The sequence below is a fragment of the Chitinophaga ginsengisegetis genome, from assembly GCF_900168065.1.
GTDB classification, from domain to species: Bacteria; Bacteroidota; Bacteroidia; order Chitinophagales; family Chitinophagaceae; genus Chitinophaga; species Chitinophaga ginsengisegetis.
Genome location: NZ_FUZZ01000004.1, coordinates 424,704 through 440,219 on the forward strand (window position 1 = coordinate 424,704; position 15,516 = coordinate 440,219).

Below are 15,516 nucleotides of genomic sequence, written 5' to 3' on the forward strand. Positions count from 1 at the left end.
ATAGCCGCACAGCAGTTCCGGCTGCTGACAGGTTAAAAAATATGAACGGGTATGTAATTAGTTTTTAGTGATTGTGCATCCTTCCGGTGTATATTTCACCTGTAGTTTGTGAACGAAGGTGATAGCTGATATAATTGTTTTGAAATCGTCTGATGTATTAAACATTCCTGAGATACGCTGCTGACCAGCATCTCCTGTTGCAATCACCTTTTCTCCATACTGCCAGGATAATCTTCTGCATACCTCTTTCAACGTAGCATTATTAAAATAGATTTTGTCTTTCATCCAGCCGGTAGCATTAAAAACGGCGCTGTCGGTGATGGCTTCCTGCATATTATTTCCTTCAAAATTCACAGCCATTCCCGGTGTGAGTACCTGTGTATCGTTGCTGTCGGCCGATGCCACTGCTACTTTTCCTTCCAGTAAGCTGATGCAGATAGCCGTGTCCTGCCGGGTAAACGCGCTGATGTTAAAAGCGGTTCCCAACGCGGTAGTGGTTACATGCGCCGTGTGTACGCGGAAAGGCAGACTGCTGTTTTGTGCTACTTCAAAATAGGCTTCTCCAATCAGTTCCACATCTCTTGATACTTCATTATAATTATCGGGATAACGGAGCACGGCATTTTTATTAAGCCATATGCGGGTACCGTCTCCCATTACCACGGATCTGATATCGTTGCCGTGATTATTCAACTCCTTCCACTGCTGGCGGGCGATAGGGTTCACCGGTACTTTCTTTCCGGTTGTTAAAAACAGGAAGTATGCGGCGGCGGAGAGGACCAGCATACCAGTGAATACGGCGGCCCATTTCAGGCCCATGTGGCGTACTTTGGTATGCGATGGCAATTCAATAGCGGGTGGCACTACCTGTATAGTAGGTCCTGCTGCTGCTTCTGCCCATTTACCATGTAAGAACTCATCCAGCAGGGTGTGATCTGCTCCCTGCAGGTACGCTTCAACAGTTATCCGTTCTTCTGCAGAACATTGTTGTTTAAAATAACGATCCAGTAATTGCTTCGTGATCACCTTTTTTATTTTGAATGATGTAACTAAATACCAGGACTATACATACAGTACGTATGGGCATTAAAAAGTGAGTAGGTAAAAAAGCGGACTTCACATTTTGGTAACATTGGAATGGGTTCACGAAGCCGTTCAGGGGCGGCTGATCAATACGGGATAGGCCATAGCAGGCGATGTAGCGGCATTTTGGGGGGCTTTTAACCCGCTATTGGAAATACGGCCGCCGGCAACGCCTATCAGTTCCAGTGCCTTGGCGGTGAGGGGATCGGCGGTGCTGCCCAGTGGCTGCAGGGGTAACGAGGCCAGTTCATCTACCTGGTAGGCCGGTACAATACCGGTGCTGTAACCACCCGCTCCTGCTGCGTTCTGTAACTTATAGGTAATGGGCATCAGTACCCAGGGGATACGTTTAGGATTACGGCCGTCTGCAATGGTGATCATCCCTTCATCTTTACCCAGGGTGGTGCTGCCTATCTGTATGATATTCGTATAGGGTTTGAGGTTGTTAACGATCATTTCTGCGGCGGAAGCAGTGTGTGTTCCTGTTAGTATATATATCTTACTTAATTGCAGCTGGAAAGGCTTTACCTGGTCAAAGGCAACCGGCGTACCGCTTTCCGGGAGCGCCATTGTTTGCGCAAAGGTCATGGTGCGGTTTCCCAACCGGCTGTTGCCGGTGTATTTGGCAAAGATACTTTCTGCATTAATATTGTTCCCGATCAGCGCGGTGAGTATGGCGGCCATAGCCGTGCTTCCACCCGGACTGTAGCGCAGGTCCAGCACCAGCTGTTTTACGCCCTGCTGTTTATAGTTGCTGAATGTTTGCAGTAAGGCGGCGCTTTGTGTATCGTCGAAGTAATTGAAGCAGAGGTAGGCAGTTTTGGGCGTGGTGTTATCCAGGATTACCGACTGCTGCACGGCAGGTTCCTGCGTGATGCCACCGGCAGTTACTTTCAGGATCGTGGTTTCGGTGATGGCGCCGTCTGCACTTTGCGTGGCCATGGTGAGGTCGCCTTTTTTATCGGTAACCAGTTTGGCAAGCAGGGAGGCGGCATTGCCGGTATTGAGCAGTATGCCGTTGATGCGTGTAAAGAGTTGTCCGCGTTTCAGTTCTTTTGAGGCAGCAGGCGATCCGGGTTGCACCAGCTGTACAACGCCCAGTGCGCCGCCCGGCGCTTTGGCGTAGCCGATCACGGTAGCTTCCATGCCGTATATGCTGCGTAAGCCAGCGGGATAGGTTGCGGGTACTAAAGGATCGTACATAATGGAGAAGCGGTCGGCCGCATTTTTCAGCTGACCAAACCAGGCGGCTGCTTCCATCGACGGATCGGGAGTTGCCGGCAGGCCATCTTTCCAGTAATAGAAATAGGTCATGCTGTCCAGGATCCAGCGGTTTATTTCCGCAGTAGTAACGGGGCCTGTGGGAGTAGCCGGATCTTTATCCTTACCGCATGCCCACAGCGAGCAGGCGGCGGCAATGATAACAGTGGTATTCCCTATATTTTTACGGATGAGGTGTGTGGCGGTCCTTAAATGGGTGCGTACCGTGGTAATAGAGATGTTCAGCATATCAGCAATTTCTTTGTGGGAGTACCCGGAGTCGCGGTACTGGTATACCTTGCGGGGTTTATCCGGCAACGACTGGAGCACATTGCTAAGCCGGTGCCTGAGCTGTTTATAATGCATCCTGCTCTCCGTTTCATCTACGGTTCCCGGGCTGGTATGGTAGATATCTTTATGGGCTAAGGCCGACGTGGTGGCCTTCCTGCTTTCATCGATCACTACCCGTTTGGCGATCACAAACAGCAGGGGAAATATGTCTTCAGTATCACTGCTGATCGTATCTATTTTTTCCCATAAGCGGAGGAAACACTGCTGGGTAATGTCTTTAGCACGGTGGCGGTCACCGCAAAGCTTATAAGAAAAGTCATAGACTTTCTGGTAGTTAACATTATACAACCTGATAAAAAATATCTCTGCAGACATGCATCTTAGAATATGGAAACCAAAATAAGCCCCCACTATTAACCCAATGTTAAAACCGGGATTTATTTTTGAAGATATCGCCTGTAAAGGGGTTATACTTATATAAATTTAATCATTTATATACTATTGATAACTTGTCTACAAACCGGCCGTTAATATCTTCCAAAGAAAGAAATAATTATTTCCTTACCCGGTTACTTTCTTCATCAGTTCCGCTCCGCTGCCTGCTCTGCTGCTGGTTTCCGAACGTTTTCGCCCATGTCAGCTTTATAATTTGCGCTTTACCTGATTCTGCCTGGAAGGTCACTTTACTTTTCAGGTTAAACGCTTCTTCTGCCAGCGTACCGAAATAACTGCTGATACGCACCGTGCGTAGTATATCCGTTACCGTTAGCTGCAGACTTCCCCCGTTATTGTTTAATTCTTTTTTAAGTCCGGCATTCAGCGCACCGAATGGATCTGCTTTTTTGGAACCATCGTACGTTGTGCTGTTATACCAGCCGGAGATTTCAAGATTGAAACGGGCAGGCAATGTAAAGGCGGTAGAGAAGTTGGTGTTAAAGCCGAAATAATCTTTCTGTACCGGTGTGGCGGTAAAATCCAGTTTAAATTGCCGCCAGCCGCCGGTAAACCCGAAGCTCATGTTCCACCAGTCGTTCACCTTCCACGGCACCAGCGCCTGGAGCGACAGGTTATGCTGGAACAACAGGTTTTGCGGAGACACCCATATCACTTCGCCGGCGGGATTGGGTGTAAGCTGGTAGCGGGCCACCGGCGCATCATCCTTGCTGTAGAGCAGGGAAAACGAGTAGCCGTGATAGTTATATCCCAGCTTTACATTATTGGTGATGGTTGGCTTCAGCATGGGATTGCCGGTTTCTACCGAGGTAGGTCCGGAGTAAACAACAAAGGAAGCCAGGTCGTTATACGCAGGCCGGCTGATCCTTTTCGTATAAGACAGCTGCCATTCTGCTTCCTGTTTTTTCCAGGTCAGGAAAATGCCCGGGAAGAATTTACCGAGAGTCCGTTTGGTGATTTGCTGTTTCTTTTGCGGATCATCCATTTGTGTTTGCGAGTATTCATATCTCAAACCCGCTACCAGCCGGAGTGCCGGATGCAGCTGCGTTTCCAGCGAACCATAAGCAGCTCCTATCGCTTCTTTCATGATGATGTTATTGGTAGCCGCGGTGCTGCTTACCCAGTCGCCATCAAGGAAACTTTCTATCCTGGAATTGCTGTTGTTTTTTGTATAGGTTCCTTTTATACCTGCTTCAATTTTTATTTTGGGAGATAGTTGCCGGCTGTAATCCATTTTAAATACGCCGATGCGCATAGACGACACAGAGAAGGTTCGTTGCACCGCGGCGAAAAGCGTGTCGTTGGTACCGGGCGTATGGCCGGCGCTATCTACAAAAGAGCTGACAGCGGAAGAAGGCCGGTTGTTTTTATAGTAGAGATAATCCAGGTCGATATTCAGCTGTTCCCCTTCGCGTATTTTCTTTTCTGCATACACCGATGCGCCCAGGTTATCCCAGTTATTATTCACCATGATATCTGCATCCATGTTATAGGCAGTAGTTTTGTTTACGAGGTATTCCCCGTGATTCACCGTATGATCTGCCATCCGGCTGATGTTGCCGTTGATGCTGCCGCCGATGATAAGCCGTGGTGTGAGGTTCACATCTGCTCCCAATATAATATTATGCGTGTTCCCTACCGGCTTTATCACGCTGAGAAAATCGGAGGAGCTGGGGCCTCCCAGCAATTTCATATCATCGGTAGCGCGGGCAAACCAGTCGTAATAGGCCCGGTCGTGCGAAAAAGAATAGCTTCCATACAAGCCGGTGTTCCGGATGGTGCGGCCAAAATTGAGACTGGCAGCGGCTTTCTCCCCGTAGCCATAACCACCGGTAAGGGATAAATTTCCCTGGTTCCGGTTTTTCTTTATTACAATATTGATCATGCCGGCGTTGCCGGAGGCGTCGTACTTTGCGGGCGGCGTATTGAGCAGTTCTATTTTTTCTACGTCGGCGGCCGTCATGCCCTGCAGGTAGACCATGAGCTGGTCGGCAGACATGCGCAGCAGTTTACCGTTCAGCATCACCATCACCCCGCTTTTGCCGTTGAGGGCGATCCCGTTGGTTCTCCGGTCGATGTTTACACCCGGAGCGCGTTCCAGTACTTCGAGCACGGAGCTGCCTTTTGTAAGTACGCTGCTTTGTACATTCACAACCGTTCCATACGCCTGTTGCTGCAGCAGTGGTTTACTTGCCTGCACCCTCACTTCTTTCAGCTGTTTTAAGGCGGGCAGGCTATCCGGTGCGGCAGACTGGCCGGCGGCCGGTACAAATGGCAGGAGGAATAAGGTAAGGAGTAAGTAGTTCATAAAGGATAACTTCTGCTGCAAATAAATGCGTATCTCCGGCGATGGAAAAACCCGGATGACCACGGGCAGCAGGAAATTGACCACCTGCAAAAAACGGGCGGTTTCCCGGTAAAACCCTTTAAAAGCGGGGAATGCAGCCGTTCAGCAGTTGTGTTGCGCGGGTGGTCATTTATTTGCTGCCGTTGATATAGTACGGGAGAAGAATCAGCAAAATGTAGTTATCTTTAGTAACAGGTAATTTTTTATATGCTGAATACCACTACTAGCCGGAACTGGCTGCTGAAATATAAACTTTACCACATTCCCTTCTGGTGTCTTTACCATTATCTATGGTGGGTAGTGGCAATAGGGAATCCTGTGAAAGCCGCGAACTCTATTATCTTATTCCCTTTCTATATCAAGTTTGCGTTTTATGTGATCTTCCAGGCAGCCGCGGTATATTTCAACCTGTATTACCTGATTCCAAAATACCTGGAGAAGGGCCGGTATACAGCCTACATTACGCTGCTGGTAATGACCATCGCAGCAACCGCCTGCGCGATTGTTGGCGGGTATCATCTTTGCTCAGCGGTATCGGGCAAAACATTTGAGGTGCTTTTCGGGCCGGGAGATTATTGCTTCCTGCATTTCTTTGGCAACGCCCTCCCCTCCACCCTTGCCAGTATGACACTGGCCATGAGTATAAAGCTTACCCGGAACTGGCTGCAAACCAAAAGACGACAGCAGCTGCTGGAAAAAGAAAAACTGGAAACAGAACTTAACTTCCTGAAGAACCAGTTTAATCCGCATTTTCTTTTTAATACTATTAACTCCATCTTCTTCCTGATCCATAAAAATCCTGATGTTGCTTCCGCTTCACTGGCGAAGTTTTCTGAATTACTGAGGTACCAGTTGTATGAGTGCAACGATAAACAAATTTCCCTCAGCAAAGAGATCGGCTACCTGGAAAATTCTATTGAGCTGGAAAAGCTGCGGCTTAATAATAATGTGGAAGTTACTTTTGAGTATTACCGGCAGCCGGTATCACACCTGAGCATTGCGCCTTTTATCCTGATGACCTTTGTGGAAAATGCGTTCAAGCATGTATCCAAACATGCCGACGGCCCCAACTGGATCAGAATACAACTGCATCTCGAAGGACCGCTGCTGGCATTCAATGTTTCCAACAGCAGCGCAGCAGACGAATACAGCGCCCCTATTATTGATTACGGCGGTATCGGTTTAAAAAATGTGCAGCGGCGGCTGGACCTGGTATATCCCGGTCAATATGAACTGGAGATCCTCCGGGAAGCCGGCAGCTTTGAAATAAAGCTGCAACTGCAACTGGCCGAATTAAGAGTGCCACAATTGTTAGCTATTTAAATGCCTTTATTATGATTAACTGCGTGATTACAGACGACGAACCACTGGCCAGGGAAGGCATCGCCAATTACGTAAAGGAAGTGGATTTCCTCACGCTGACCGGCATCTGCGAAAACCCGGTGGAGTTGGTAAACCTGTTAAAGCGCCAACCGGCAGACCTGATCTTCCTGGATATACAAATGCCAAAACTCAGCGGACTGGATTTCCTGAAGATGATACAAAATCCGCCTATGGTAATTATCACCACGGCGTTCCCTGAATACGCGCTGGAAGGCTTCCAGCTAAACGTACTGGACTACTTATTAAAACCCATTACGTTCGACCGGTTCTTTAAATCAGCCACTAAAGCGAGGGACTACTACCAGCTGGTAAACCCCGGCATTAAAAACGATGCTGCGCCCGCAGAAGCCGGCGCGGATCACTTCTTTATCAAATGTGGCAGCCGGTATGAAAAAATCCAGGTGGAAGATATCCTTTTTGTGGAAGGCATGCAGAACTACGTAAGCATCTACACCCGTAAGGGTAAATATATGACCCTGCTATACCTCAAAAACCTCGAACAGCAATTACCCGCACAGGCATTTATCCGGGTGCATAAGTCATACATTGTAGCGGTGAATAAAATAGACAGTATCCAGGGAAATGAAATCTGTATACAATCGCACCAGATCCCTATCAGCCGGAATTACCGCGAGGCGGTGATCCAGCAGGTGGTCATGAATAGATTGTGGGATAAAGTTTCGCGGCCGCCATTGCCATAGGGTTAAAATTTGTATTTTGGGCGCCCTATATCCATTTTAAGTAGTATACCATGAAAGCATACTCGTTAGCCCCGGGCTGGAAAATTTTTATTTATCTCTTCGGCATCCTCATAATGGGCGGTGGCGCTGCCGGTTTTGTCTATGTATTTTCAGAGGGGAATGATTCAACAGCTATCACACTTGTGAGTATCTTTTCCGGACTGGCTGTAATTGCTGGCGTATGGATCATCCTGGAAACGTATGTGGGCAAAGTGATACATGGGGAAGACTTTATCCGGACAGAAACCCTGTTTATCAAAAAAGAGCTGCTGTTTAACCAGATCAAGGGCTACACGGTAGATGAACACTATCTTCGTCTTATTCCTGATGCTGACGGACTAAAAAAATTAAAGATCGCCCTTTCTTATAACGGTACCCATGAGCTTCAGGGATGGGTGCGGAAACTCTCCTGTATTTATTTTTAGTTCCAACCTACAGCTATGGTGTTGTTATCACGCTAAACACCAGCTTTGATAACAGCCAGGCGCTTTATTATGAAACGCATGTTACCAACAAAAGAACCACCAGCGGAAGGTCATCCAGCCACTACCTGCAACTGGAGCCATGGGGGCCGGTACACAGGATTGAAGAATTGAAGGTACACAGTAGTTTTTACCAGAGAACGCCAGTGAATGGCAGGGTGGGCATCTATCTGAAAAAAGGCTGGCTGGATATTCCGTGGTTTACTATTACGGATGCACAATAACAGAAAAGCCTTTGAATCCTTGCGATCCAAAGGCTATCAACTCAAAGTAAATCTGATTATGTAAATGTAGTCCTGCCAGGTGGTAGATACCAACGGCATCATTTCGTATCCTTTTTTCAGTTAGGTTCCTTTAACAGGTGCCTCGCAAAAACGGGGTAGCCCTGAAAAAAAGAATGGCGGCTTTCAAGAAACAAAACTGCTGGCATTCCTTTTTCCATATATCAGCAATTAAAAATTGTAGGAAGCAAGCCCGGAAAGAACCGTGCCGGAAGAAGTTCCTTCTGCTTTCACCTGCCCATCTACCAATACCTGTACTTTCAGTGTAGCAGAGGCATTGGGGCCTAGACCATTGATCACTGCTTTCACGTTCCTTGCAGAAGCCGGTGCAGTAATTTCATTGCTGGTCCAGGTATTACCACTCAGGTTGGAAAGTGTAGTTGCCTGGTCATCATATCCAAACACAGCAATATTCAATTCTACACCAGTGGAGCCGATGGCTTTAAACACTACTTTGTGGGAAGTACCAGCTGGTTTGTCGTCGTCTTTGCTACAGGAGGTAAACAATGTGGCTACCATTAAAGCCGGGAACAAAATCTTCTTGAGTATTTTCATAAATGACAATTGTAAAACGCCTACTCTTTTTAATGCACAGTTTTCGGCAGCCCTGTTATAAAATTTCCAGAATACAGATGGTTAAAACCTTTATCGGCATCACCGCAAATGTACCCTGGATGGGCTATTTGCACAATACCGGCATACAATGATTTATTTATACCTGTTTTCAGGTATTTTTGCCGGCAACGATCATGTATAAGCAATTGTTTTATATTTTGGCTTTATGAGAAGACTATCTTTCCTGGTATTCCTGCTTACAGCAACTTCCTGGTGTAGCGGACAAACGTTTCCGTTGAATGAAAAGGCACATACAGACAGCCTGGAAAATGTATTGCAACGGACTACATCAGACAGTATCCGCGCCCGGGCAAACTACTCCCTATCGGAATACTGGGCCGCAAAAGACTCTGTAAAGTCGTCACAATACCTGGAAAAGGGGAAACAGTACAGTGGAAAGAATCCCTTCCTGCAGGCACTTTATTATTATTACGAGGCGAATATCCAGAAGAAGACGAACCTTGATAAAAGCCAGGCCAACTTTCTGAAAGCTGATACCTTGCTCAGCGGATTTAAAACAGCGGAAGCTTATTCTTTCCGGGCTAAGGCCTGGTACGACTATGGCGCTCTTGCCCAGCGGAAAGACGACTACAAAGCATTTGCAGACATCTTACTGAATAAGGCCATTCCATTAGCGCAGCAGGCCGGCGATCAGACAGTGGTAGGGAAAAACTACCTGGCAGTGGGCATTGTATTTAAAAATGCAGGGCAGTTTGATAAAGCAGAAACATACTGCCTGAAGGCCATAGAAACATTCAGGAACGCGCACTCTCCTACCCATGAACTGGTGACCGCCTATCATACCATCGCGGAAAACTATTCCCTGTCGGCCCAGAATGCTAAAGCCAAACCCGCACTGGACAGCGCCTGGAAATTACTGGCGCCTTTCCCTGAATCCGAATACCTGCTGGATCATTACGCTGCGGAAGGCATGTACTATACCCTTGAAGGGAAATTCAAAGATGCACTTGCCAGTCTTGATAAAGGAATACAACTGGCCAGGAAAAAAGGCTTACGGTATGAAGAACAGCGGTTGCAAATGCAACAGTTCTATGCCTACTTCAATGATAATAATTTTGTAAAAGCAAAGGAAATGGCTGCCCTGCTCATGCAGCAGGAGGAAATGATGAAACTTGCCGCTAACCGGCTCCAGTTGTTTTACGGTATGGCGCTTACCTGCGAAAACCTTCACGAGATGGCGCCCGCCTACACATGGATGAAGCGCTACAGTGAGCTAAGTGATAGTCTCTCCAAAGCCCAGCTCACAAACGATGTACACGCCCTGGAAATAAAATACCGGAATGCAGAGAAGCAGAAAGAAATTGACGCACTGAAAGCCAAAAGCATCCAGGATGCGCTGCACACCAAAAATTCCCGGCTGGTAAACTCGCTGCTGGGCGCGGCCAGCGTAATTTTACTGGTGATACTGCTGTTTGCCATTTTCGTTTACCGCAGCAAACAAAAACTGGCAGCACAAAAAGAGCTGACCTACCGGCAACACCTGCACGAAATTGAACAACAGCAGCAACTGCAGTTCAGCCAGGCCGTGTTACAGGGCGAAGAACAGGAACGCCGCCGCCTTGCCCGGGATCTCCACGATGGCCTGGGAGGCATGCTTGCCGGCGCCAAAATAAACCTCTCCGCACAAATTGAAGATACCTACTCACAGGGCCAACGCGCGGAACTGGAAAAGATTACCCTCCAGCTGGATCATTCCGTTACGGAACTACGGCGCATTGCACATAACATGATGCCTGTTAACCTGCTGAAGTTTGGCTTAAAAACGGCGCTCAAAGACCTCTGCGAATCACTCATGAGTGAGGCTACCCATATCGACTTCCAGGACCTGGGATTTGAAGATACCCTCCGGGAAGAAGTTCAGATCCACATTTACCGCATTGTACAGGAACTGCTGTCCAATGCGATCCGCCATGCACAGGCTACCAATATCATATTGCAGTGCAGCCAGAATGATCATATCTTTTTTATTACCCAGGAAGATAATGGCAAGGGTTTTGACATGCAGGCCGCAGGTACTGAGAAGGGAATCGGGTTAAGCAACATCCGCAACAGGGTGGGATTCCTGAAAGGAAAAATTGATATCGACTCCGCCGTGAACGAAGGCACCACCATAAATATTGAATTACATGTTGATTAATCCCGCCACACTGGCTATTGTAGACGATCATCCGATTGTGCTTGAAGGGCTGCAAAAGTTGCTCACCAATGTGAAGAGCATACAAATTACCGGGTGCTTTACTTCCGGACTGGCTTTTATGTCTTTCCTGAAAGAAAATAAAGTAGATGTACTGCTGCTGGATATTACACTGCCGGATGCAAACGGGATAGAGCTATGCCGCGAGGTTAAGGCGCTGTCGCCCGATACACATGTACTGGCGCTGAGTAATCATTCGGAACGCAGTATGATCCTCCAGATGATCCAGAACGGCGCTACCGGTTATCTCTTAAAAAATATTTCTTCCGAAGAACTGGTGGCCTGTATCCAGGAAGCCCTCAGCGGCATGATCACTTTCAGCAAAGGCGCCAAAGAAATCATGGCGCGCCCGTCTATCAGTGAACTAAAAGGTATTCCTCAACTCACGAAACGGGAAAAGGAAATACTGCACCTCATAGCAGATGGTAAAACCACCCCTGACATTGCGCAGCAGCTTAACCTGAGCCCTTTAACCGTAGAAACGCACCGGAAAAACCTGATCCAGAAATTCCAGGTAAGAAATGTGGCGGCGCTGATTAAAATTGCTTCCCAGCAGGGGTTGTTATAAACGTTGTTGCTACTTATGCAAACCTTTTTTGCGCAGGTAAGCCAGTAATTTCTCCGGGTAATCCGTTTGGAGCACATTGGCGAAAGCGGCCTCTTTACGCAGCTGATCAAAACCGGTATCGTCCTTTTCTGATTCTAGTTTATCATACTTTCCCAAAGCGTTCATCCATACCCGTGTGCCGGCGGTGGTGATGCTTTTCATGAGGGAATCAGAATAAAAAGAAGGATCTCCGTGAATCACCGGGAACTTTCCCTGCTTTACAGCCAGCTGTTGTATTGCTGCTATTTCCTCGACACTGTGCGCGCGGGGCATTATAGGGATCTTCGGATTCCAGCTGTACAGGGTGGGCGCTGTATGATGATCATAAATAAAGAACAACACCTGTTTTTCCATGCCATGCGCCGCAATCTGTGAATAGGCTTGCTTCGCAGCGGATTCACTCTCTTCTTTAAAATCCACATCTACAATGATCCTTCCTTTGGTGAGCTTTAGCACCTGTTCAAACGAGGGGATGGTTTCGGTGGTAGGTTGACCTTTAAACAGCAAAGGAAACTGTTGCAGTTCCTGGTAGGTATAATCCTTTACTTTTCCTGGTTTGCCCGTGGTACGGGTAATAGTTTCATCGTGCATCACTACGAGGATATGATCCTTTGTTTCATGCAGATCTATTTCCACTATGTCTATTCCCTGTTCAATAGTTTCCTTTACAGCAGCAAGGGAATTTTCCGGGTATTTATTATGGGAAGCGCGGTGTGCCGCCACCATGATGTGTTCCGGGTGATGCTGAAACTCATTGAGGATAGCGTCGACAGGTGTTTTTTGCTGCGCAGCTACCGGCAGGCTGATTGCACATAAGGCGGCTAATAATAAACGGTTCATCAGGTATTTATTTTTTTTCAGAGATAGACAGGATAATCCTGTGAAAGTAAATCAATTCACAGAAGATCTCTACCGGCTTAATAAAAAGTTAATCTACAATTGTTGCCGCTTTAGTTCCTTCACGGCGTAATCCGCTGTCCCCATTTCGTGAATGGCCATTCCAGGGTAGGAATCCCTGTTAAAGGGCGTTACATTTGTGTTTTGCGCCTTAGCTTTAAGATTATACGCAGCCTATATAGATAATAAGGAAAATAGTAAAAAAAAGGGAACGGGTGTAAATAATTGGTATGGACGGTTGCCGGAAAAAATAGTTACATTATAGCGTATTAGCACTCATCAAACAATAGCCATGAATATTACCACGCAGCGGTTAACTACGCATCACCTCGCCGAATTTGTTGAATTGCTCCAGGTATATGAAGCGGTATTTGACATGGAAAATTTTCAAATGCCCGATAAAAGCTATCTCAAAAACCTGTTGAGCGGAGAGGACCTGATTATGTTTGTTGCCATGCATGAAAAAGCCGTTATAGGCGGACTTACCGCTTATGTGCTCCCCTCCTGCTACTCGCGCTCAGCGGAGATATATGTGTATGACTTTGCGGTGCATACCAACTTTCAGAGAAAGGGGGTTGGCAAGCATTTACTGTCCGCCTTCGCGGATTACTGCCGGAAGAATAACTACGCCACTTTTTTTGTACAGGCAGTCACCACAGATGTACATGCCGTGGAATTTTACCGTGCTACCGGGGGCACGCCGGAAAATGTAGTGCAGTTCACTTACACGGATATCAGATAATAAATGATCTTCCTTCTTTGTTCATTTCTTTCCGGATGCCGTTTACCACATCATCCAGGGAAACCAGTGCTGATTTGCGTTCCAGTGCTTTCAGGCAGGCATATTGTACTACGTTGATAATATTTCCGCCGGTGATTTCATACTTTTTCACTTTACCGGGAATATCTTCTTCATCCAGGAACCTTACATTTGGCGGGAAGGTTTTCTGCCAGATAGCTGCCCGCTCGCGCTCTCCGGGCACCTGGAATTGTATGATGGCATTGAAGCGACGGATAAAGGCGTCGTCAATATTATTTTTCATATTGGTAGCCAGTATTACCAGGCCATTAAAATCTTCTATCCGCTGAAGCAGGTAAGATACTTCCTGGTTGGCGTATTTATCGTGTGCATCCCTTACGCTGGTGCGTTTTCCAAACAACGCGTCTGCTTCATCAAAGAAAATGATCCAGCCTTTGTCGGCCGCTTTTGCAAAAAGCGTTTCGAGATTCTTTTCTGTTTCCCCGATGTATTTGGATACTACCATCGACAGGTCAATTTTATATACATCCCTGCCGGTATATTTACCCAGTAAACTGGCCGTGAAAGTTTTGCCGGTACCGGGAGGGCCATAGAACAATGCACGGTAGCCTTTCTTCAGCTTATGCTTCATGCCCCATTCATTCATCAGCTGATCATTGTGATGCAGCCATGTTTCCAGTTCCCGGATCTGCACCATAATGGATTCATCCAGCACCAGGTCGTTCCAGGTGAGTTCGGTGGCGATGAGCCGGGCAGGGAAACTCATACTGAAATGCGGCCTGCCGGGTTTTCCTTTTATAAAGAGATTTACATAGTCGATGTCCATCATGATACGGGCGCTCATCAGGGGCTCTCCTGCCTGCACATCTTCCAGCCATAATATTCTTTTGAGCGCAAATTCATGATCCGGCTCAAACAGTTCCTGTACTTCCAGGCGTTTTTTCCAGTTGGTACCGGCCAGCAGGAAGAGGGCTGTTTCCCCGGTGGGCAGGAAGCCGCGGAATTGTTTTCCGCGCACACCTCCCAGCTGCGGGAATTCGCCGGCCTGTGGCAGGAACTGCTGGATAGCGGTGTCGTAAAACTCCGGCAGGATATGCGGTACCAGTGCAATCAGTAATAAGGTGAGTTCTTCATCGGTCCATTTATTTTGCTGCATCGCTTCCGGCCTTACAATTTGCCAGGTGGCCCTGGCGGGTACGGCAGGTGGTTTGGAGGGCGTGCCTTCTTTTTTAAAGTAGGTGCCCAGCTGATAATTGATCAATGCCTGCAAATAGGCAAGTTCCGGCGCCATCGCGGTGGTTTCCGCAATGGGCGCTGCAGTTATCTTCTGTTTCGCGGTTGTTTTCTTTGGAGATACCGTGTTGTTGATCTTACTCATATGTTTGTCCCTCCCTGTTGTGTAGCTGATTTTTCTTTGGCAGCGCCCTGTTGTACCACATGCGTCAGTTCATGTGCCAGCAGGTGCTTTCCGTTACTGGTATCAGGATTATATTTTCCTGCATTAAAAAAAACGTCATTCTTATGCGTAAATGCCTGCGCGCCCAGTTCCTTACTCATTTGTACAGCCGAGGCGCCTGTATGGATGTTAACATGGCTGAAGTCCACCCCGAATTTGTGCTGCATTTCATGCGCCGTTTGCCGGCTCATGGGATTGCCTTTACCGGCGGAGCCTTCAATTTGTGCGGAGAGCTGTGGCGTAGCGGAAGTACTGCCGCCGCCTGCCGCTGCTTCGGACTTTTGTACATTGCCTTCTTCCTCGTGTTCGCAGGCGGCGCATTTCCGTTGCAGTTCGGGCTTGGTTTGAATATCTTTATCACGGCGCATGCGGGCGTCGTTGGTACTCAGTTTTTCTTCTGCTTCGGAAGTAGCCAGCCGCTGAACGGAGCTGATGTCTTTTTTCTGTACTACCGGGCCTGCGCCACCACCACCGCTTACCACCTTATCGGCTACGGAGTCGGCTTCGCGTTCAAAGGCATCTCCGGGTGTGTTCACGGATAATTTTGTCTGGAAGAAAGTATTATCTTTCTTTTGTTGCACGCCGCTGAAGAAGGGTTCTTTCGCGGAAGCGGCGGCGGGTAAAGATTGTTTACTATCAAACATAA

14 protein-coding genes are annotated in these 15,516 nt (G+C 47.6%); 7 read left to right on the forward strand and 7 right to left on the reverse strand.

Annotation, left to right across the window (positions count from 1 at the left end):
- Nucleotides 1-57 precede the first annotated feature (57 nt).
- The 3 genes from B5Z18_RS24425 to B5Z18_RS24435 form a co-directional block, all read right to left on the reverse strand.
- Entirely contained in the window at nucleotides 58-1,026 is a 969-nt protein-coding gene (locus B5Z18_RS24425; protein ID WP_079472143.1) for a FecR family protein, read from the reverse strand.
- 129 nt (nucleotides 1,027-1,155) lie between these two features.
- Nucleotides 1,156-3,009: a sigma-70 family RNA polymerase sigma factor gene (locus B5Z18_RS24430; protein WP_079472144.1), complete on the reverse strand. Its 1,854-nt coding sequence runs from the start codon at nucleotides 3,007-3,009 to the stop codon at nucleotides 1,156-1,158.
- Between the two features lie 178 nt (nucleotides 3,010-3,187).
- Complete coding sequence (locus B5Z18_RS24435) at nucleotides 3,188-5,395, reverse strand: TonB-dependent receptor domain-containing protein (RefSeq protein ID WP_143313678.1); 2,208 nt, start codon at nucleotides 5,393-5,395, stop codon at nucleotides 3,188-3,190.
- A gap of 246 nt (nucleotides 5,396-5,641) precedes the next feature.
- On the opposite strand from B5Z18_RS24435, the gene B5Z18_RS24440 reads away from it, so the two are divergent.
- Genes B5Z18_RS24440 through B5Z18_RS24455 form a run of 4 tightly spaced genes read left to right on the forward strand, consistent with a single transcriptional unit; the run spans nucleotide 5,642 to nucleotide 8,263 of the window.
- A complete protein-coding gene (locus tag B5Z18_RS24440) occupies nucleotides 5,642-6,757 on the forward strand; it encodes a sensor histidine kinase (RefSeq protein ID WP_079472146.1) in 1,116 nt (371 codons plus the stop codon).
- Nucleotides 6,758-6,768: 11 nt separating this feature from the next.
- Nucleotides 6,769-7,518, forward strand: coding sequence for a LytR/AlgR family response regulator transcription factor (locus B5Z18_RS24445; RefSeq protein WP_079472147.1), 750 nt, complete (start codon nucleotides 6,769-6,771; stop codon nucleotides 7,516-7,518).
- A gap of 50 nt (nucleotides 7,519-7,568) precedes the next feature.
- Nucleotides 7,569-7,982, forward strand: a complete 414-nt coding sequence (locus B5Z18_RS24450) for a hypothetical protein (RefSeq protein WP_079472148.1) — start codon at nucleotides 7,569-7,571, stop codon at nucleotides 7,980-7,982.
- Nucleotides 7,949-8,263 carry a hypothetical protein gene (locus B5Z18_RS24455; protein ID WP_079472149.1) on the forward strand — a complete coding sequence of 105 codons (315 nt, stop codon included), beginning with the start codon at nucleotides 7,949-7,951 and terminating at the stop codon, nucleotides 8,261-8,263. Before B5Z18_RS24450 ends, B5Z18_RS24455 begins: the two co-directional genes overlap by 34 nt.
- A gap of 228 nt (nucleotides 8,264-8,491) precedes the next feature.
- Here the strand turns inward: B5Z18_RS24455 and B5Z18_RS24460 are convergent, their stop codons facing one another.
- Entirely contained in the window at nucleotides 8,492-8,875 is a 384-nt protein-coding gene (locus tag B5Z18_RS24460; RefSeq protein ID WP_079472150.1) for a hypothetical protein, read from the reverse strand.
- 226 nt (nucleotides 8,876-9,101) lie between these two features.
- Between B5Z18_RS24460 and B5Z18_RS24465 the strand changes: the two genes are divergently transcribed.
- Entirely contained in the window at nucleotides 9,102-11,093 is a 1,992-nt protein-coding gene (locus B5Z18_RS24465) for a tetratricopeptide repeat-containing sensor histidine kinase (protein ID WP_079472151.1), read from the forward strand.
- The gene (locus B5Z18_RS24470) at nucleotides 11,083-11,718 is read left to right on the forward strand and encodes a response regulator transcription factor (RefSeq protein WP_079472152.1); all 636 of its coding nucleotides are present in this window, start codon (nucleotides 11,083-11,085) and stop codon (nucleotides 11,716-11,718) included. Before B5Z18_RS24465 ends, B5Z18_RS24470 begins: the two co-directional genes overlap by 11 nt.
- 9 nt (nucleotides 11,719-11,727) lie before the next feature.
- Here B5Z18_RS24470 and B5Z18_RS24475 read toward each other — a convergent pair whose 3' ends face one another.
- Nucleotides 11,728-12,597 (reverse strand): glycerophosphodiester phosphodiesterase family protein, encoded by an 870-nt coding sequence (locus B5Z18_RS24475; RefSeq protein ID WP_079472153.1) that lies wholly within the window; start codon nucleotides 12,595-12,597, stop codon nucleotides 11,728-11,730.
- Nucleotides 12,598-12,946: 349 nt separating this feature from the next.
- On the opposite strand from B5Z18_RS24475, the gene B5Z18_RS24480 reads away from it, so the two are divergent.
- The gene (locus B5Z18_RS24480) at nucleotides 12,947-13,396 is read left to right on the forward strand and encodes a GNAT family N-acetyltransferase (protein WP_079472154.1); all 450 of its coding nucleotides are present in this window, start codon (nucleotides 12,947-12,949) and stop codon (nucleotides 13,394-13,396) included.
- Here B5Z18_RS24480 and B5Z18_RS24485 read toward each other — a convergent pair.
- Nucleotides 13,389-14,792, reverse strand: coding sequence for an ATP-binding protein (locus B5Z18_RS24485; protein ID WP_200817335.1), 1,404 nt, complete (start codon nucleotides 14,790-14,792; stop codon nucleotides 13,389-13,391). The genes B5Z18_RS24480 and B5Z18_RS24485 overlap by 8 nt on opposite strands.
- Nucleotides 14,789-15,514, reverse strand: coding sequence for an eCIS core domain-containing protein (locus B5Z18_RS24490; protein ID WP_079472155.1), 726 nt, complete (start codon nucleotides 15,512-15,514; stop codon nucleotides 14,789-14,791). Before B5Z18_RS24490 ends, B5Z18_RS24485 begins: the two co-directional genes overlap by 4 nt.
- Nucleotides 15,515-15,516 lie beyond the last annotated feature (2 nt).